Raw genomic sequence first — 18,462 nt, 5'->3', positions numbered from 1 at the left:
TATCGGACCGCGCCGGCACCGATTGCAAGCATGGCCGGGATGCGGTGCGCGCCGCGGCGGTCTAGCTTCGGCGGGAAGCCAGGACCGGGAGCGCCGCATGGACAGCCTGATGACCACCACGCCCGAACAGGTCGGGCTCTGCCCGCACCGCCTGGCCCGCATCGATACCTGGCGGGACCGGCTGGTGGCGGAGGGCAAGCTGGCCGGGGCGACGACGCTGGTGTACCGGCGCGGCCAGGTGGCGCATCTCGGCAGCAGCGGCCTCGCGGACCTCGCACGCGGCACCCCGATGACGCCGGAGACGATCCACCGCATCTATTCGATGACCAAGCCGCTCACCAGCGTCGCCATCATGATGCTGTACGAGGAAGGCCGGTTCCAGCTCGATGACCCGATCAGCCGCTTCCTGCCCGGCTTCGCCGGCCAGCGCGTCTGCACCGGCGGCGCCCGCGGCAAGCTGGAGACGCTGCCGGCGATGCGCGACATCACCTTCCGCGACCTGCTGACCCACACCTCCGGCCTGACCTACGGCTTCATGCAGGCGACGGCGGTGGATGCGCTGTACCGGGAACAGGGCATCGATTTCGGCGGCGCCGAGACCAGCTTGGGCGAGGTGGTGGAGACGCTGGCGGCGCTGCCACTGATCGCGGAGCCGGGGACAGCCTGGAACTACAGCGTCTCGACCGACGTGCTCGGCCACCTGGTGGCGGTGCTGTCGGGACAGCCCTTCGACCGCTTTCTGCAGGACCGCCTGATCGGGCCGCTCGGCATGGTCGATACCGGCTTCCAGGTGCCGGACGGCCAGGGCGCGCGTTTTGCCGCGAACTACGCCCTTGGCGCCGACCGGTCTCTGAAGCTGATCGACGACCCAGCCACCAGCCGCTACCTGAGCCCGCGAAAAGTCCATTCCGGCGGCGGCGGCCTGGTCTCCACCGCCGCGGACTACCTGCGCTTCTGCCGGATGCTGCTGAACAAGGGCGAGTTGGACGGCGTCCGCTACCTCGGCCGCAAGACCATCGAGCTGATGATGACCAACCACCTGCGCGGCGACATGGCGGCGATGGGCCAGCCGCGCTGGTCGGAAAGCTCGGCGGAGGGCATCGGCTTCGGCCTTGGCTTTTCCGTCACCCTGGACCCGGCGCGGGCGCAGATCCTGGGCACGCCCGGCGAATGCGCCTGGGGCGGCGCGGCCAGCACCGCCTTCTGGGTCGACCCGGCGGAGGAGATGGCGGTGATCCTGCTGACGCAGCTCATGCCCTCCTCCACCTGGCCGCTGCGGCGGGAACTGCGGGTGCTGAGCTATCAGGCGGTGATCGACTGACGCTGGCGACCGGCGCCGCCGGTCGCCCTAGGTCTTCTGGTTTCGCCGCTGCGCCCAGCGCAGCAGCCAGCCGGCGACGCCCTTCGCCTTCGCCACGGAATCCCGCAGCGCGTTCAGCTCCGCCTCGACCCGGCTGCGGGCGAGAGCGGCTTCCACCGCCTGGCCGCGAGCGACCTGGCGTGCTTCCTCAAGCTCCGCCAGCCGGCCGGCCAGGAAGGCATCGGCGCCACGCTCCTCGACCTCCCGCAGCCGACGCTGCGCCTCGGCCAGGTCGCGGCGAAGCTGCTCCACCTCCGCCGCTTCGGGCGTGGTGGATTTGGCGTGGGCGCGGGGCTTGGCCCTGCCGGGGCCCTTGGGGGGCGCCTTGGGGGGGCGGCGACCCATCCTGTGCCGCCCGAGCCCGCTAATCCGGCGCCTTCGCTCCGCCACCGGAAGGGCCCCCCGCATTGGCGGCCGCGGCCTCGGCCTCGGCGTCCTTGAGCTTCTGCTCCTGCTTCTTCTGGGCCTTTTCCTGCGCCTTGGCTTCCTTCGCCATGTTGCGCTGCGCGCGTTCGAAATCGTAGTTCGGTTTACGCATCTTCAGTCTCCCGCGGAGGATTCCGACGTCCCACGGACATGCCGCTGCGGCAAGCCCGGCGCCGGACGCACGCGACCCTGTCTCAACGTGCTGGGCCGCGGCAGCCGTGATGGTGTCCCCGGCGGGAGGGGAAGTTGTCAACCCGCCATATGCCTGAAAGTATTGTAGAAGCTGGCCGTTTACGATAGGTCTGGGGGGAAATATTGGGGGGAACGCGGTTTCGTGGCTGACTTCATCGAGATGCACGGGCGATCCTACCGGGCTGTCTGGGATGTGCCAGCGGATTGTCGTTCCACGTTCGGTGGGAGTCGGCGGTTGAAGGTGCCCCTTCACACTGACCGGGAACGGGAGGCCCGCATCCGAGCCAAGGCGCTAGTTGATGGGTGGAAGGCGCAGTGTGAGGGCGCGAGGGGTCAGGGGGACGTTGTTGCGGCGCGGGCGGCGTTCCTTCGGCAGCAACTTCAGCTTGCCCGTAACTCCGACGAGCGTAGGGGCGTTCTTGAGGCCATCGCTGAGGCGGCTAATGATATCGACCCAGGTCCAGAGGATGGGTCTCACGCTGAAGAGGATTGGCGTCCAGAGGCAGAGCGTTTCTACTCCCTGGCGACGGGCGCCCGGACCGAGTTGAAGCCGATGGTTGAGCCGTGGCTTATGGCGCGGGCTGTGGCGGAACGAACCAAGGTTATGGACCGGGCAACGTTGATGTTGCTTTGCAGGCACCACCGGACGGCGCAGGAAGTAGACCGAAGGGCTGCGACCCGCTTTGTTGAGGCGGTGCTAATGCCGGGGCGTAAGCCTGCGACTGTGGCGCGGATGTTGAGCAGTCTCATGGGGTTTTGGGAATGGCTTCAGGACCGCGGCGAACTGCCTGACAGCCAGCGAAGTCCTTGGGCCAACCAACGACCCTCGCAGGCGAGACAGGAGGCCTCTCAAGAGCGTCGGCCCTTCACGGAAGCTGAAGCCTCAGCATTTGTGGATGCGGTGAGGTCCAGGGCGAAGGTTCACCCTGTCGACTACATCGTGGTCATGCTCATGGCCGTGACCGGCGCGCGCCTTGAAGAAATGGCGGCGTTAACGTCTGGCGACATTGCGGTGGGTGAGGGGGTGGTCTGGGTCAAAATCCGTGCGGGAAAGACACGGTCGGCGCGGCGGCGGATTCCGGTGGTCGCCGCACCTTTGCTCGAAGCCTTGTCCGTTCGGCTTTCTGTGGATGCTTCACAGCCATTGTTCCCTGAGCTTTCTTCCGACCGGTTCGGGAAGGTCTCACAGCCCATGTCAAAGCGCTTAGGTCGCCTGCTTCGCGTTTCGGTGAAGGATAAGGCGGTGGTCGCCGCTCATAGTTGGCGTCATCGGGGAAGAACCCTAGCTGAGCAATCGGATATCCCTGCTGAGATTGCCGACTACTTCTTCGGTCACAAGCGACCTGGCGAAGGCCTTGGACGGTATAGCCATGGCCCCTCCGATGAACAGCTACTCAGGGTAGCAAGAGCGGTTCCGCTTCCGTACGTGAGCATGGCGGGCCTAGCACCTCTCGGAAGGCCTTGGGGGCCTGCGGAGGCCACCGCTGCGACGCTCAGGGCCGATTTGATGTCGCTCTGTATAGAGCCGCCAGTGGCTTCCTGAGGGCCTTTCACAGGATGCACGACCTCGCACCTCTAAGGAGGTGACCATGTTGTAATCTTTGTGGTTGCACATAATGAGGTCATCACGGCTGCCTGTGTGTTGTTGCAGCCTGCTTCAGATACCGTAGGAGCGGATACGGAGCCCCGGTCCACGCAGCCTCAACTTCGTTCGGTACCAGTCCGGTCTCGGAAACGGAGACGCGGGGCAGACGGTGCTGCGGGTAGGTGGCTGAGTTGGAGGTAGGGCGAATCCCCCGCCCCCCCGCACAGTCCGGTTCTGTCGCTGCACCAGCAGGACATCGTACTATTCTATCGCACGATGAGAGATACCGCCTCCCAAGGTGGGCTATAACTTGCAGTGCCTCGAACTACCCGGCTGTTTAGCTTAACTACTGCACCAGTATTCTTGTCGATATGATAAATGAACTCGCCTCGGAATCCATTGCCAAACTGTCCTTCTTCAATTCGCTCGACTACCCAGGTGTCGAAGCGCCCAGCCGGTACCTCAACGGATGTTTCGCCTATCACTCGCCATGTATATGACCAACCTCCTGTGGTTCTTGTGACCGAGTATCTTACCTCACGTCCTACTGCGAAGGGCAGGAGGCGCCGTAGCCCGTCTCTGTGGGACCTGTCCGTCTCATCGCCGGCGCCTACCAGTCCATGGATTTGCTGCGCGACGTTCCGACTCCCGCTTACGCTCCACCGGCAAACTTCCGGATCATTCGGATCACGTCCTAGAAAGGCAAACTCTCGGCCCTCGCTGGTCCGCAGAGTCGATCCCGCTGGCGGGCAATTCGCTGGAGTGATTTCTTGACGCGCTGCATGTCCGCTGGATGTTAGTGCGCCGGTAGTCTGTGGGCGTATGGATGAAATGTCCTGCTGACAAGCGCCTAGCGCGACAGCCATCAAGCCCGTCAAGATCACTCGCACGGTCCACCCCTTCTCATTGCGGCTCAAGAAGAACAGGGGTGGGTTGAGTATGCAAGCGCGTCCTCTGTCCCTTTACGCTCTAAGTATGAGGGGGGCGCAACCTATTGTGGCTGAGTGGCAGGGTGCCGGGCTCGCCCCTTCACCTTCCACTTGCGTTGATGCGCGGGCTTACTCGATTAGCGCCGTTTGCAGGATGGCTCTGACCGTCATGTGGTTCCACGCCTTGCCGGTCGGCGAAGGAGATGCCTGTTGGTCCAGCCGCAGGGCAATCGCCCGGTAGCTCAGCCCTTGGTCCCTCAAGGCTCGCACCATCGGCGCCACCGCAGACCGAAATCGAATGGCGGTTGTGGTCCTCACCAGAGCGGCAGCAGCGGCGCCATGCCGGGCATCCGGAGGCGTTCCTTGGCGGTACCCTCTGTCTCCCCCGAGTTTCGTCCCTCGGGCCTTCGCCGCCGTCAGTGCTGCCCTGGTGCGTTCCGATATCAGTCCTGCCTCAAGCTCAGCCACGGCTGCCATCTGGGTCAGGATGAAGCGGCCCATGGCGCCTGGTGCGAGTGACGGCATGTCGCAGAAGGCCACGTCAACGGAGCCGTCTATCAGGGACCGCAGGAAGGGCACGCTGCGGCTGAGCCTGTCCAGCTTCGCCACAAGTAGCGTTGCGCCGGTCTCCTGGCAGCGCTGTAGAGCAGCCTGAAGCTCGTTACGGGCGGTCTTGCGGCCTGATTCGACCTCGACATGGTGCGGTAGGAGGAGGCGATCTACGGGCCTCAGGAAGGCGTCTATGGCGGCCTTCTGCGCCTCAAGGCCAAGCCCGGAGCGGCCCTGCCGGTCGGTGGAGACGCGGCAATAGGCGACGTAGGTACGGGCATGGCTGGTGGTCGTGGTGGTCACGGTGGATGTCCTCCGGCGGTGGGAATGGATTCCACCGGACCGACGAACGTTGATCGGATGGATTTCCATATACCCGAACCAGAAGACCCCCCACCCACCACTTCAAAAAAAGCCGTACGTCTTTCTGTTGTTATTATGGTGTATTTCCACGGCCCTCTGCGCATCCTAGCCCGCTCTCAGGCTGCTCTGTTCGTCGCGCTTGCTTAACTTCTGCGGCAAGCTTTGCGGCCGCGTCCACACTTCAGGAGCCGCCCTAAGCTATGGATGCAGCCCACAGAAGGCGACCCTGCCGGATGGTCGTCGAGCCGTAACGCAAGCAGGAGAGATGCGTATGTTGTGACTCACTCTGGCCCCGAGCAAATAGCAGGTTTTTCGGCGGATGCTGATCGTCCCCCATTTATGGACTTCCTACACACTGATTGAGGGCTCATAATGCAACACATTGGTCACGTTGGAGAGCTGCCATGAAGGCACAGTTGCAAGAGATCATCGACCTTCAGAAACAGTACAGCGCGAACAATACGCCTGCAATGCAGCGACGAGGCGATCTAATAAGGCGCGTCCTCCCGGCAGAGTTAGCGATATCTTCAGCTCGGCTTGCCCGGGCCCTTGGACCTCATGGTGCAGACTTGAATTTCGAAGGTCGTGACGGTACGGGAAAGAAAACTTTCGTTCCGTGGGTTAGGTTTTTTTCAGCTTCAAAGACAACCAGCGCGCAGGAGGGTTGGTATTGCGTCTACCTGTTTGAAGCTACAGGGCGAGGTGTTTACTTAGCTCTCGCACATGGCTCAACAACATTTGAGGATGGGCAATTTAAGCCTAAACCTGCTGAACATCTCGCCGAATTAGTCGCTTGGGGCCGCTTGCAGCTATCAGACGTTATCGCGGCGGAGCCTAGCCTGGAGACGACGATGTCTCTCGGAGGTAGGACTCTTTCTAATGCCTATGAACGTAGCACGCTGCTCGCGAAGTGGTATCCCTCCGCCGCAATACCGAACGACAGCTTATTGTATGACGACGCTGAGCAGTTTGCTAGGCTGTTAAGACGCATCTATGACGCAGAAGCCCTTGGCCGCGTGCCGCATGCGGTTCCGCCTGAGGTAACCGAGGTACAAGAGGCTGCCAGCGGCCTGAAAAAACGGGGCAATGGTCAAGGCTTTGGCCTTACGCCCGCTGAGCGTCGCGCAGTAGAGGTGCATGCAATGGCGATTGCAAAGCAGCATCTTAATGGTGCTGGCTGGAGCGTCCAGGATGTGAGTGCTAGCCGCTCATATGATTTTCTTTGCCGGAAGGGCAAAGACGAGATAATTGTAGAGGTAAAGGGGACAACCACATTAGGCGCGCAGGTGGTGCTAACAAAAAATGAAGTGGCGGTTCAAAGAAAACTATATCCCTTGAATGCCCTGATTGTTGTCCACTCTATCATTCTTGATCGAACCGCTACCGCGCCTTCTCCACATGGAGGCACCCTAGCCATGCTTTTGCCGTGGAAGATTGAGGATCAGCAGCTTAGCCCGCTTGCTTTCACATACGCGCTCCTCTGACTCCAAAAGGTGCAGTTGTCCGGATGAAACGCTCCGCTGCAGAACCGGATTTTCAGTCTCCTAGAGCTGATCAGCCCCAAGACCAGCTTCTTTATATCGCTCCAAGACTGTCGCCCTCCAGATCAAACTACCGGTTTCATCAGGCGTGCGCCTGATACCATGGAACGTTCGAGGCGCGCCGGATGCCAGCCTGGAATCAGGTACGGCGGTTGGCCGCGCAAAACAAGTACTGCGCCGTCCACAAAGGGAATGCCACTCCGGTCGTCACGGCGCCGACAGTATAATGCACCGGAATGTCCGAGGCCAGACCAAGGAGACACAGAACCCACACCGGCCCAGCTTGGGGGGAAGGTCGGCGCCGCCAATCAGGCTTTCTCCCCCGCATCCTCCAGATAGACCTTCAAGCCATCCTCCTGCCGCTCCGTTGCCCGCCCTAGCGTAACCGCCGACGGTAAGTATCAATCATAGGCTGAGTTATGTCGGAACGATAGCAAATAGGTGACCTGCCCCCAGGACGACTATAAGCGCTACGCCGCCCGCACGATCTTCCTGCCCGGTCTGTAAAGTAGGGGCAGGGGCAATTGCCCGGATACGTCGCCAAGCTTTCCCTAATGATCAGGTCGCGGATTGCTTCATCGGTTGGACCTGCGTCGCGTCCCAAAGATTGCCCGACGAAGAGAGCGAGAAGCAGGCTCCCCGCGACCGCCTTAGCGGCCCACGCTACGAGGCCCATTCCTGTCGTGACCGGAATTGTGGTTGTCCGTTAGCGAAGCCCATCGTCATTGGCCACGCGGATCATCGCATCACGGAAGCTGATGTCCCAGCGATCCATAGTGGTCCGCAGCGTATTGGGCAGCAGCATCGGATTGCCAACTAGCTGATAGCGATTCCGAACAGTCTCCACGGCTCGGCGGTATGCCGCATCCCGCGCGTGGACTTGAATTGCTCGCCAGTCAGCATCGCTTTTGATCGGCTTTAAGAGGCCGACAGGGGTGGCAGCCCGCTGAGCAAGTTGCTTTGGATCAGTGCTGAGGATCGTAAAGACATCCTGCCGGTCTCGTCTCCTGCCAATGTGCCAGAGCGAGAACGCCAGGATCAGGCAAGCCAGCCCTCCAAAAACGAAGACAAAGGCAGGAACACTCCTCAGAAATTCCACTACTACCTCCCTCCTCCGCAGCGGCGCTGGCGCAACTCTAGATTGCTTCAGTGCGGAATGGGAACCGTCAGTAGCTCTGCTTTCCAGGGATCACCCCGCGCACCCCACCCCGTGGCTCCTCCACGTCTCCCTTGCGCCTCGGGATGAGGTGGACGTGGGCATGGTGAACGGTCTGACCCGCGACTTCTCCACAGTTCATGCCGACGTTGAATCCTAGCACCGTCCTCTCCTGCTCAAGGATGCCCTTCCGGAGCTCATCAAGAAGGATGCTGATGGCCCGTCGTTCAGGGTCTGTCAGGTCGAACCATGTCGCTGCATGACGTCGAGGGACGATGAGGGTGCGTAGGGGGGTGACCGGGAAGGCATCCCTGAAGGCGGCTGCCAGAGAGTTGCCCGAAATGATCCTCTCCAGGGGAAGCTGGCAAAAGATGCATCCCTCCGCCCTCAAATGGAGCCCCTCCCTGACCGCTCTAAAGTCTGTCGCGTCGCGGTCCCCTTTGTTCGAATTGCACTGCCAACAGAGTGCCTGAAGGTTCTCCAAGAGGTCCTTCCTGCCGTGCTTCCTCGGGAGGATGTGGTCTACCTCAAGGGCCTTTTCGTCGGCCGGGGATCCGCATAGCTCGCACCGGAAGCCAGCCCGCTTCAGCACCTCATACCGAACCGTGCCAGGGAGGTCCCCGAGAGCCGTCCGGCGGTGGTCATAGGCGCGGTCACCACGCTTCCGGAGGTATTCCTCCACCTTGGCGTCGCAGATGGCCATAAGCTCAGCCCGCTCGGCCTCGGTGAGCGTCTTAATGTCCGCCTTAAGTCGGTAGCCATCGCTCTCGCGCTCCACGAGACCATGCCGTGTGAGGACAGGCCCGGGCATCCGCTTCGTGATTTCTTCATAGTAGCCGAGTTGGGCCTGATCCAGGGCGAGGAAGGCCGCAGCGATGTCTCGGAGGGATGCCCTGCCGTTGCCCTGGATGAGGGCCTTGAGCATGACCGGCTGGTAGACGTGGGACATCCTCATGTGGGTCAGGAGGAAGTCTCGGATAGAGACCGTAGGGCCGGTGGGAAACCTCAAGGAGCCTGCCCTGTCCAGCAGCAACTTAGGTTCTGTTGCACGTTTAGAATGGAAATCCTAGAGTCTCCGGATCCATACCGCATAGGCCTAGGACAAACTGTATGTCGGCCGGGTTCGAGTTGCTTCGGTCTGTTCTCACCGCGCACACCAAAAGGGGCGACCCCTCCTTATGGGCTCGCATCTTCTTCCTGCATGACCAGGGTTGGCGCAACGCCGAAGTGGCAGAGGATGTCGGCGCTACCCCTGCAAGTGTCGGGCACGTCGTGACTGCCGGCAAATCCCCACAGCTTCGCTCCCTCATTCTCGGCGGCCTTCTCGGGATGGATGTAGCTGGCGACCTCGTCAAGCAACACGGCTCGGAAGCAGCGTCGGCCATTGCATCAATAGCCGTAGGTATGGCGAATGGCGAAGGCAGGAAGTTGGCGTCACGGGAGGACGTGGAGATAGCGCTTCGTGAGCGTCGTTCGCTTCTGAGCGCGGTTACGCCCCTTGCCCGCTTTCTGGCTGAAGCTGAGGCGGACGCGGCGACTTTGATAGAATATGCTTCCGAGAGCAGCGTGCGCCAATCCAGTGGTCGAGAGCTAATGGTGCTCGCCGAGGCGATACTTGCTGCCAAGAATGACGGAGCCTCCAACGTAGAAATCGCACGGTTCCTAAAGCTCGAAGGCCTGGACATGAGTGAAGTTCACGTAGGGGATCAACTCAAGCTCGCTAGGGCGCCATCGCAGGTGCGTAGCAGGGTGCGCGACGGCGACGTTAGACCGACGGCTGTTATCAGGATGACGAAGGAACTGGCCCGTGATGGTGCCGATCCCATGCTCCTAATCCCAATCGTGGAGCGCGGCATTCTCGTCGCGAAAGCCGACGGGCTGAATACTGCGAGCCTGCCTTGCCTCCACAAGGCGCGGATCCAGCTGGCGAGTCAACCGAAACCCATCACCGAGCTACCTGGCTCTACTTGGACTGCATCCCAAGTAAATCACTGCGTCGCAGCATACACAGACATGCTTCAGCATGAGCTTGCGGGGCAGTCGTACGTGAAGGCTACTTACAATGAGCAGGTCAGGTTGGCCACAGGGCGCTCCAAGGGGGCCGTGGAGTTAAAGTTCGCAAACGTTAGCGCCGTGCTGGACGAAATGGGTCTGCGATGGCTTAAGGGCTATCTGCCCCGAGAGCACGGCCAGGCGGGTGCGATCCGCGACGCCTTAGAGGCGTACCTTGTAATGCATCAGGGCTTCGCTGATCGCCTTGAGGAAGTCCCGACCGCTGTCCCACAGCTACCATCAGTTGCCGATAACGTTTTTACCCTACCACCTCCGCCCTCGCCTCTAGCTCAGCCCGGTGATTCATCACTCCTTCCCAGCGTGCAGAAGCGAGACCGCGCTCTATCGGACTCCCGCAACCGGGCGCTTGGCGAGAAAGGCGAGGAATGGGTGATGACGGTCGAGCGGCAGCGGCTGAACGACGAGGGCCGTCCCGACTTGGCCCTGAAGGTAATCCATACAGCGAAGGACGAAGGAGACGGCGCGGGTTATGACATTGCATCCTTCAACGCCGATGATTCACCGCGTCTGATCGAGGTGAAGACGACCAACGGGCCATCCGATACAGCGTTTTACGTGACCGTCAACGAGGTCCGAAGGTCCGCTGAGAAGGCATCCATTTATTGGCTCTACAGGGTCTACGGGTTCAGCAAGGAGCCGCGCATCTACACGCTGCAAGGGGCATTAGACGGTAATGGGCTGAAGCTTGAGCCAACCGTTTACCGAGCCCGGAGGTGACTTTGGTTTCCTCTCCACCTTATATTGCGGCCTTCCGTGCGGCGTTGGCTAGCCGGTCTGCTCGAACGTTCATCTCAACATCTGCATGGCCACGAACCCAACGCCATTCTACCTGTCGGGTGGATGTGGCCTTGATCAGACTGACCCATAGATCGGCGTTGCGCACGGGTGATCCATCGGCAGTTCTCCAGCCTCTCCGCTCCCACCCAGGCAGCCAAAGGGTGATGCCCTTGGCGAGGTATTCGCTGTCGGTGTGAAGAACGACTTGGCAGCCTGCTGGCAAGGCTTCTAGTGCGCGGATCGCCGCCGTGAGTTCCATCCTGTTGTTGGTGGTCTCGGCGTCACCGCCGGTTCTCTCTTCCACGCGTCCATCGCGCCAACGGATAACGGCTGCCCAACCTCCCTTGCCTGGATTGGGCACGCAGCTACCATCGGTCCAGACATGGACTGCGTCCTCGCCGAAGCCCCTGTTGTTCAGCTTGAGCTTCGTCATGCGCTGCAACCCTTGATCTTCACGGGAGGCTCCACCCCAGCAACCTCTCGATACGCCTCCTTCAGCCTGTAAACTGCCGTATCAGCCATCCTCGCGGGCACCAGGAGGCAGTCATGCAGCGGCATTGCAGTGACCGAATCTTCTCGCAGCAGTCGCAGCAGCGCCCTGGTGACAGCCGTAGCTTCTAGCCCCATCAACCAGTGCGAGCAGAGCTTGTGCGGCTCCTTGGCACTGAAGCGGTGCAACCCGGCAGCGGTCTGTACGTCAGAAAGATGATTTAGAATCGGATGCACCCCCAGCACGCCCTCCCTGACCTTCGCGATGGGGTAATCGGCCAACTTGAGATCTTCTTCGGCCAGCATCTGGCGAGTGCTCTTCGGCCATCTCCCTGGCAGCTTCCCATTGCCCCAGGTGGCGGTCATAAACCGCTTCACAACAGCCCTAGGAAGCCCGCTGACGGCGTAGAGATCGGTGCCCGCTACAGGAGTTGCGGAAACGATACCAAGCCGCTCAGCGGCGCCGTGGAAGGCCCAGAAGAAGCTTGCAGAAACGTCGACCTCGGCCAACGGCTCACCACCCATGGTGATGCGCTGACGGTCCTTCCGAGGCAGAGCGATGTAGCTGCCCGATCCCGTCGCATACCAGCGGCCATGGAGAGCAGGGCTCTTGTCGGTGCCATAGGTGAGCGTGAAGCTTCGAAACAGGATTGGCGGATCGCACCCGTGCACGTCGGCCATGGCCAGCGCCTGGTTGACCTCCATGACCTCATCGCGAAGGCGCTCAAGGCGGGCATCGTGGCGCGGCAGACGCATCCGGGTTCCCTTCACCTTCCATGCCCCTGACGGTCGCTCACGCTGCACGACAGATCGGCTTCGCGTGACGGGCGGTGGTGGCCTGTGGAAGTGCTGGGACGCGTCAGGAAGCACTCCCCCTGCTTCGGCCATCTCCACCAGCGTCGGCGACGGCCATAACCTCATCGCCCACCCTGGGCCGAAGCCTGAAGGATCACCTTCCGTCCACGACTGGCCCTTGGATCGGAAGCCGGGACGCTGACCGACGAGGCCCGCGAGCAACAGACCATTCAAGCATGCACGGAAAGTCCGCGCCGCCACTTCCATGCCTGAAAACTCGGCGTTGTTCGACGGCACGAAGATGAGCCGGGGATGATGCACCAGCAGGTCTCCCAGGATGGCTTCAACTGCCCTCCTCAGATCCTGGGCTCCTCCCTTGCCGCGCTTCCTCTGCCGAACCTCCGTGGCGGACACGAGGCAGTAGATTTCATTAGCCAGTATGGAAGCAGCTGGAGAAATGGGCCTGGCAGTCAGGTAGCCCATAGCAGCACATTTCATGTCCGCCCAAGACATGACCCCGGTCCGGCTTAACGTTGTGCGTGTGCTATCTAGGTGTTCGGAAGAACCAGCTGTAGCTTTTTCTTCAGGGCCCATGAAGCTCCAGTCCTTGGCTGCCTTCTTAAGCCATCCAATAAGAACACCTACGCAAGCCTACACGCAGGTGATCTTTATGAGGATCACTTATGGTCCATGGAACATGGATTGGTCAATAGAGGTATCGACCACGGGGAAGAAGAAATAGAGGATGTCCCATAGCCGTTACTGTAGTAGTAGTGACTATATAGGGGATGAGGATGAGGTACTCTGGCGAACCGGAGCGGGAAACTTCACCACAGCCCCTCCGTAGTGGCATTCCGAGGTCCATTCCAGACGCGTTCTCTGGCGGCCTGACAATCTGTCTCAGCGAGACTGCACAACGCGTCGGTTCCTACAGCGGTCCTCAGTGAGGCCTCTGCTACATCTCCAAGCGTAGAAGGTTCAGGGGGCGACCGACCGGTGAGGCTTGGCAAGATCCTGCACGTTCCGGTTGTGCTGCTCCGTCAGTAGCACAAGGCAGGGTATGCTGCTCAACCAGTGCACGCGGCAGCGGTCCGCCTGACGGAGGGCGATGATTTCACTTCGCTTGGTCACTGGGGCATTAAGATCTGGGGGGAACTGGTGGGGGGAACTAACTTGCCAAGCCCTGGAACATTAAAGCTATTTCAAGGGGTTGTTGGCCAGTCTGGGGTATGGTGTCCCCGGCGGGATTCGAACCCACGGCCCCCAGATTAGGAATCTGGTGCTCTATCCGGCTGAGCTACGGAGACGCCTCGGGCAGAATACCACAGGCGGCCGCCGCCCGGCGAGGGGGCGCGTCGGCCGGACCAGCCAAAGCGAACCGCCGTGGCAAGCCTTGACACAAAAATGGCCCGGCGCGACATGACGAAATGCGCAAGACCCGCAACGTCTCGCTGACGCCCCAGCTCGATGCCTTCATCGATGCTCGCGTCGCCACGGGCCGCTACCGCAGTTCCAGCGAAGTGGTGCGCGCGGCCGTGCGCCTGCTGGCGGAGGCCGAGACGCTTCCCGCCGAACGCCTGCTACCACCGCCCGCCATCGGCGCCTGGGATTCGGAGGAACGCTTCCGACTTGTTGCCGAAAGCACGCCTGCCATGTTGTGGATGGGCGACCGCGACGGCACCTGCATCTATCTCAACCGGGCGCTGCGCGACTTCTGGGGCATCGCGCCGGACGCCACGCCCGGCTTTGCCTGGAACAGCGTGCTGCATCCCGATGATGCGCCCCAGGTCTACGCGGCGGTGCAGGCCGGCATGCAGGATCGCTCCGGTTTCCTGGTGGAGGGCCGCTACCGCCACGCCGATGGCGGCTGGCGCATCCTGCGGACCGAGGCGCGGCCGCGGTTCGGACCGCAGGGCGATTTCCTGGGCATGGTCGGGGTCAACGTCGACATCACCGAGGGCCGGCGATCGGAGGCCGCGTTGCTGCAGCGCGATGCGCGGCTGCGGGACCTGCTGGCGACGCTCGACCTAGCAGCGATCCTGGTGCGCGACCTGGACGGCACGATCCGCTTCTGGTCGGCCGGCTGCGTGCAGATCTATGGCTGGACGGCGGAGGAGGCAGTGGGGCGCCGGGTGCATGACCTGCTCGGCACGCGCTTCCCCGTGCCGCCGGCGGAGGCGGAGGCCGTGCTGCTGCGCGACGGCCAGTGGCGCGGCGACCTGGAACAGCACCGGCGCGATGGCTCCTCGCTGGTGGTCTCGGCGCAGAAATCGGTGCGGCGCGATGCCGACGGCCAGGTGGTGGCGATCGCGGAAAGCCTGACGGACGTCACCCTGCTGCGCCGCGCCGAGGCCGGGCTGCGCGAAAGCGAGGAGCGGCTGCGCCTGGCGCAGGAGGCCGCGGGCTTCGGCATCTTCGACTGGAACATCCAGACCGGCGCCGCCACCTGGTCGCCCGAGATGTACCGGCTGCACGCCATCGATCCGGACCTGCCGCGGGACCACCTGGTGGAGGCGTGGGTCAAGCGGCTGCACCCGGGTGACCGGCCGGCGGCGGAGGCCGCGATGCAGCAGGCCCTGGCCAGCCAGGACCCGCTGCAGATCGAGTTTCGTGTCGTGCTGCCGGATGGCACGACGCGCTGGGTGCTGGCCCGGGGCCAGGTCCGGCATGACGCCGAGGGCCGGCCCTCCCGCATGGTCGGGGTCAACATCGATGTCTCAGGATTGCGGCTTGCCGAGGCCAAGGCGCTGGAGAGCGAGGCGCGGCAGCGCGCACTGTTCGATGCCGCGCCCTTCGCCGTCATCGTCATCGACCCGGATACGCACGCCATCCTGGATGTGAACCAGCGCGCCTGCGACGACTACGGCTATGCGCGGGCGGATTTCCTGCGGCTGACCATCGCCGATGTCGATGCGCTGGGCGATTCGGAAGCGATCCGCGCCCGCGGCCGCGCCCGCGGCGTCGGACCCAGGGCACAGGAGTTCGAGGCCCGCCATCGCATCGCCAGCGGCGCCGTGCGCGACGTGCTGGTGCGCGTGCAGGGCCTGGAACTGGGCGGCCGCCGGCTGACCTACGGCGCACATATCGACATCACCGACCGCAAGGCCGCCGAGGCGGCGCTACGCGCCAGCGAGGCGCGGCTGCGCCTGGCGCTGGAGGCGGCCGAGTTCGGTACCTGGGAATACGATGTCCGGCACGACCGCGGAATCCGCAAGGGACTGCTCAGCGAGGAGTTCCCCGAGCTGTCCACGAACGGTTTCGACATGGCCGCCTGGCTCCGCCCGATCCATGTCGAGGATCGCCCGCGCGTGGAGGCCAGCCTGCGCGCGGTGCTGGCCGGCGATGCTCCGCGTTTCGAGGCGGAGTTCCGGCTGGGGCGGATCGAGGGGGGCTGGCGCTGGGTCTCCTCCCGCGGCGCGGTGGTCGAGTCCGATGCGGGGACCGGCCTGCCGGTGATGCTGGCCGGCGTCGCGCGGGACATCACCGAAAGCCGCCGCGCCGAGGAACGCCAGTCGCTGCTGGCGCGGGAAGTCGACCATCGCGCCAAGAACGCCCTGGCCGTGGTGCAGGCCGCGCTGCGCCTGACCCGCGCGCCGGACCTGCCAAGCTACATCCGCGCGATCGAGGGCCGCGTCGGCGCCCTGGCGCGCACGCAGACCCTGCTGGCGGAAAACCGCTGGAACGGGGCCGACCTGCGGGCGCTGCTGCAGGGCGAGATCGCACCCTTCATCGGCGGCCAGCGCGTGCTGCTGGACGGGCCGCTCGTGGCACTGGCGCCGATGACGGCGCAGGCCCTGGCCATGGCGGTGCATGAACTGGCGACGAACGCCGTGAAGCACGGCGCGCTTTCGGTGGCCGCGGGGCGAGTGGCCATCACCTGGTCGCTGCAGGGGGAGGGCGCTCGTAGCCTGCGGCTGCACTGGACCGAGGCCGGCGGACCGCCGGTGCCCGAACGCCCGCCGCGCCGCGGCTTCGGGTCCCGGGTGCTGGACGCGACACTGCGCGGGCAACTTGGTGGCTGCGTGGAACTCGAATGGCGACGGGAAGGCCTTGCCTGCACGGTGGCAGTGCCGCTGGCGCCGCCGCGGGGGCCGGGCCTGCCAGGATGAGGCGCCTGGCCGGCACTCATCCAGATCATGATCTAGCTTTTTGCGTTTCCGCGTGATTCACGCCTTCGGCAATCACGCTCTAGGATGCAACTCTCGCCACGCCCGGAGATACCCCGCATGCGGCCTGCCCTGATGGCGCTCCTGGTTCTTGCCCTGGGCGCCTGTGCCGAGTTGCGCGCCCCGCCACCCGCCGCCCGGATCCCGGCCGCGCTCGGCGCCGGCGGGGCGGACCCGATGCGGGACGTGGTGACCCAGGCGGCCGCGGCCTTCGCCGATGGTGGCCGCTCCCTCGCCGACGACCCCGCCGCCATGGCCCGCGCCGCGGCGCAAGTGGAACTCATGACGGTGGAACTGACGCGCGACCTGCGCTGGGCGCCGCTGCCCGCCGGGGTGGGCTTTGAGCTACGTGGCGCCCGGGTCGAGATTCGCGCGGCGCTTGGCATCCGCGCTGGGGCCGACCCGGACGAGGTGGTGCGCGCCCTGACCGCGGCGCACCTCGCTCTGGCCCGCCGCGACCGCGCGACGGCCGAGGCCGCGCTCCGCCCCGCGCTGTTCGAGCCCGGTGGCGCCCGCACCCTGGCCTACCTCGCCCGCCCCGGCCCGCTGCCGCAGGGCCGCATCGCGACCTCCCTGGCGCGGGAGGAGGTCGACCGGCTGGCCACGACCCGGGTCTGGGGCCTCAGCGGCGCGCTGGACCCGCAATCCGGCTGGCTCGACCCGCAGCCCGGACGCGGCATGGGGGCGGGACCACGCTGAGGGCGAACGCCGCTGGGGATGAACGCCAGACGGGCGACCGCGTTACCGATTCATGCCCGAACTGACTGAGCTTCTGCCTGCCCCCTATATCGTGGCCATGACCGGGCTAGGCTTCCTGATCGCGCTGGTCGCCTGGCTGCCGCTGGCGCTGAAGCGTCTGCCGCTGTCGCTGCCGATCGTTTGCATCGCCCTTGGCGCCGCCATCTTCGCTCTGCCGCAGGTCGGGCTGCGGCCGATGCCGATGGACCACCCCGAAATTACCGAGCGGTTCACCGAATTCGTGGTGATCATCGCGCTGATGGGCGCCGGCCTGAAGCTCGACCGGGTGTTCCACTTCCGCCGCTGGGCGGTGACCTGGCGGCTGCTGGCCATCACCATGCCGCTCAGCATCCTGGCCATCACCGGTCTCGGCGCCTGGGCCGGCCTGCCGTGGGTGGCGGCGCTGCTGCTGGGCGCGAGCCTGGCGCCGACCGATCCGGTGCTGGCCGCCGACGTGCAGGTCGGCCCGCCGATGACGGGGGAGGAGGATGAGGTCCGCTTCGGCCTGACCTCCGAGGCCGGGCTGAATGACGGGCTGGCCTTCCCCTTCGTCAACCTGGCGATCGTGCTGGCGCTGACCGCCGGCACCGGCGAGCCCTGGCTGCTGAAATGGCTCGGCTACAACGTGGTGTGGGAGATCGGCGTCGGCGTGGCCGGCGGCTGGCTGGTCGGGCGGGTCTTCGGCTGGCTGACCTTCCGCATCCCGGCCGAGAGCCAATTGGCGCAGACCGGCGACGGGCTGATTGCCATCGGCGCCACCTTCGTCTCCTACGGGCTGACGGAGATGGTGCATTGCTACGGCTTCCTCGCCGTTTTCATCACCGCGCTGACGCTGCGCCACGCGCATCGCCGGCACGAATTCCACCGCGAGATGCACGATGTGACGGAACAGGTCGAGCGTCTGGCGATGATGGTGCTGCTGCTGCTGTTCGGCGGCGCGCTGGTTTCGGGGCGGCTGGCGCCGTTGCAATGGGTGGATATCGGCGTGGCACTGGCGGTGCTGCTCGTGGTGCGGCCGGTGGCGGGTTGGGTCGGCCTGATCGGGCTGCGCGCCGCCTGGCACGAGAAGGCGACGCTGGCCTTCTTCGGCATCCGCGGCGTCGGGTCCTTCTACTACCTGGCCTACGGCTTGAACCACGCGGAGTTCGCGCAGGCCGAGCGGCTGTGGGCGATCATCGGGCTGATCGTGCTGCTGTCCGTGCTGCTGCATGGGCTGACGGTGACGCCGGTGATGCGGCTGCTGGACCGGACGCAGGGCCGCGACCCCGACGCGCCGGAGCGGGCGGAAATCCCGCCGCCGGGGCTGACGGGACCGGCGCGCTA

At 64.1% G+C, this 18,462-nt stretch carries 14 protein-coding genes and 1 tRNA gene; 7 read left to right on the top strand and 8 right to left on the bottom strand.

Annotation, left to right across the window (positions count from 1 at the left end; all coding sequences use genetic code 11):
• Window positions 1-97 precede the first annotated feature (97 nt).
• Window positions 98-1,321: a serine hydrolase domain-containing protein gene (locus ACLF3G_RS22025; protein WP_430671563.1), complete on the top strand. Its 1,224-nt coding sequence runs from the start codon at window positions 98-100 to the stop codon at window positions 1,319-1,321.
• Window positions 1,322-1,348: 27 nt separating this feature from the next.
• Here ACLF3G_RS22025 and ACLF3G_RS22020 read toward each other — a convergent pair whose 3' ends face one another.
• Together ACLF3G_RS22020 and ACLF3G_RS22015 are read right to left on the bottom strand one after the other, a co-directional pair.
• Window positions 1,349-1,705, bottom strand: a complete 357-nt coding sequence (locus ACLF3G_RS22020; protein ID WP_430671562.1) for a hypothetical protein — start codon at window positions 1,703-1,705, stop codon at window positions 1,349-1,351.
• 19 nt (window positions 1,706-1,724) lie between these two features.
• Entirely contained in the window at window positions 1,725-1,898 is a 174-nt protein-coding gene (locus ACLF3G_RS22015) for a hypothetical protein (RefSeq protein WP_430671561.1), read from the bottom strand.
• A 222-nt stretch (window positions 1,899-2,120) separates the two neighbouring features.
• Here ACLF3G_RS22015 and ACLF3G_RS22010 point away from each other — a divergent pair, with 222 nt between their 5' ends.
• A complete protein-coding gene (locus tag ACLF3G_RS22010) occupies window positions 2,121-3,521 on the top strand; it encodes a tyrosine-type recombinase/integrase (RefSeq protein WP_430671560.1) in 1,401 nt (466 codons plus the stop codon).
• A gap of 1,100 nt (window positions 3,522-4,621) precedes the next feature.
• On the opposite strand, the gene ACLF3G_RS22005 is transcribed toward ACLF3G_RS22010, so the two are convergent.
• Window positions 4,622-5,344 (bottom strand): recombinase family protein, encoded by a 723-nt coding sequence (locus tag ACLF3G_RS22005; protein WP_430671559.1) that lies wholly within the window; start codon window positions 5,342-5,344, stop codon window positions 4,622-4,624.
• 464 nt (window positions 5,345-5,808) lie between these two features.
• Here ACLF3G_RS22005 and ACLF3G_RS22000 point away from each other — a divergent pair, with 464 nt between their 5' ends.
• Window positions 5,809-6,888 carry an MrcB family domain-containing protein gene (locus tag ACLF3G_RS22000; RefSeq protein WP_430671558.1) on the top strand — a complete coding sequence of 360 codons (1,080 nt, stop codon included), beginning with the start codon at window positions 5,809-5,811 and terminating at the stop codon, window positions 6,886-6,888.
• A gap of 763 nt (window positions 6,889-7,651) precedes the next feature.
• Here ACLF3G_RS22000 and ACLF3G_RS21995 read toward each other — a convergent pair.
• Together ACLF3G_RS21995 and ACLF3G_RS21990 are read right to left on the bottom strand one after the other, a co-directional pair.
• Window positions 7,652-8,044 (bottom strand): hypothetical protein, encoded by a 393-nt coding sequence (locus tag ACLF3G_RS21995; RefSeq protein WP_430671557.1) that lies wholly within the window; start codon window positions 8,042-8,044, stop codon window positions 7,652-7,654.
• 67 nt (window positions 8,045-8,111) lie between these two features.
• A complete protein-coding gene (locus ACLF3G_RS21990) occupies window positions 8,112-9,056 on the bottom strand; it encodes an HIT domain-containing protein (RefSeq protein WP_430671556.1) in 945 nt (314 codons plus the stop codon).
• 317 nt (window positions 9,057-9,373) lie between these two features.
• On the opposite strand from ACLF3G_RS21990, the gene ACLF3G_RS21985 reads away from it, so the two are divergent.
• Window positions 9,374-10,891 carry a DUF3883 domain-containing protein gene (locus ACLF3G_RS21985; RefSeq protein WP_430671555.1) on the top strand — a complete coding sequence of 506 codons (1,518 nt, stop codon included), beginning with the start codon at window positions 9,374-9,376 and terminating at the stop codon, window positions 10,889-10,891.
• 19 nt (window positions 10,892-10,910) lie between these two features.
• Here the strand turns inward: ACLF3G_RS21985 and rnhA are convergent, their stop codons facing one another.
• The 3 genes from rnhA to ACLF3G_RS21970 all read right to left on the bottom strand — a co-directional run bounded on the left by rnhA (window position 10,911) and on the right by ACLF3G_RS21970 (window position 13,542).
• A complete protein-coding gene (gene rnhA, locus ACLF3G_RS21980) occupies window positions 10,911-11,384 on the bottom strand; it encodes a ribonuclease HI (protein WP_430671554.1) in 474 nt (157 codons plus the stop codon).
• Window positions 11,381-12,718 carry a hypothetical protein gene (locus ACLF3G_RS21975; RefSeq protein WP_430671553.1) on the bottom strand — a complete coding sequence of 446 codons (1,338 nt, stop codon included), beginning with the start codon at window positions 12,716-12,718 and terminating at the stop codon, window positions 11,381-11,383. Before ACLF3G_RS21975 ends, rnhA begins: the two co-directional genes overlap by 4 nt.
• A 747-nt stretch (window positions 12,719-13,465) precedes the next feature.
• A tRNA-Arg gene (locus tag ACLF3G_RS21970) sits at window positions 13,466-13,542 on the bottom strand.
• A gap of 120 nt (window positions 13,543-13,662) precedes the next feature.
• On the opposite strand from ACLF3G_RS21970, the gene ACLF3G_RS21965 reads away from it, so the two are divergent.
• The 3 genes from ACLF3G_RS21965 to ACLF3G_RS21955 form a co-directional block, all read left to right on the top strand.
• Window positions 13,663-16,344, top strand: a complete 2,682-nt coding sequence (locus ACLF3G_RS21965; protein WP_430671552.1) for a type II toxin-antitoxin system ParD family antitoxin — start codon at window positions 13,663-13,665, stop codon at window positions 16,342-16,344.
• A gap of 132 nt (window positions 16,345-16,476) precedes the next feature.
• Window positions 16,477-17,100: a hypothetical protein gene (locus ACLF3G_RS21960; protein ID WP_430671551.1), complete on the top strand. Its 624-nt coding sequence runs from the start codon at window positions 16,477-16,479 to the stop codon at window positions 17,098-17,100.
• A gap of 52 nt (window positions 17,101-17,152) precedes the next feature.
• Window positions 17,153-18,462, top strand: a 1,310-nt coding sequence (locus ACLF3G_RS21955) for a cation:proton antiporter (RefSeq protein ID WP_430671550.1), incomplete at its 3' end; no start/stop codon positions are given.

Origin of the sequence: Falsiroseomonas sp. HC035 (assembly GCF_050563525.1) — a bacterium.
In the GTDB taxonomy this organism is placed as follows: domain Bacteria; phylum Pseudomonadota; class Alphaproteobacteria; order Acetobacterales; family Acetobacteraceae; genus Falsiroseomonas.
The sequence above is the reverse complement of the archived record's forward strand: the minus strand, read 5'-3'. Positions and strand labels throughout refer to the sequence as shown.

What these genes read in the sequence shown, in the direction of transcription:
- ACLF3G_RS22020 (WP_430671562.1), bottom strand. Translation starts at nt 1,705, where the DNA reads ATGGGTCGCCGCCCCCCCAAGGCGCCCCCCAAGGGCCCCGGCAGGGCC.
- ACLF3G_RS21965 (WP_430671552.1), top strand. Translation starts at nt 13,663, where the DNA reads ATGCGCAAGACCCGCAACGTCTCGCTGACGCCCCAGCTCGATGCCTTC.
- ACLF3G_RS22025 (WP_430671563.1), top strand. Translation starts at nt 98, where the DNA reads ATGGACAGCCTGATGACCACCACGCCCGAACAGGTCGGGCTCTGCCCG.
- ACLF3G_RS21960 (WP_430671551.1), top strand. Translation starts at nt 16,477, where the DNA reads ATGGCGCTCCTGGTTCTTGCCCTGGGCGCCTGTGCCGAGTTGCGCGCC.
- ACLF3G_RS21990 (WP_430671556.1), bottom strand. Translation starts at nt 9,056, where the DNA reads ATGAGGATGTCCCACGTCTACCAGCCGGTCATGCTCAAGGCCCTCATC.
- ACLF3G_RS22000 (WP_430671558.1), top strand. Translation starts at nt 5,809, where the DNA reads ATGAAGGCACAGTTGCAAGAGATCATCGACCTTCAGAAACAGTACAGC.
- ACLF3G_RS21975 (WP_430671553.1), bottom strand. Translation starts at nt 12,718, where the DNA reads ATGGGCTACCTGACTGCCAGGCCCATTTCTCCAGCTGCTTCCATACTG.
- rnhA (WP_430671554.1), bottom strand. Translation starts at nt 11,384, where the DNA reads ATGACGAAGCTCAAGCTGAACAACAGGGGCTTCGGCGAGGACGCAGTC.
- ACLF3G_RS22015 (WP_430671561.1), bottom strand. Translation starts at nt 1,898, where the DNA reads ATGCGTAAACCGAACTACGATTTCGAACGCGCGCAGCGCAACATGGCG.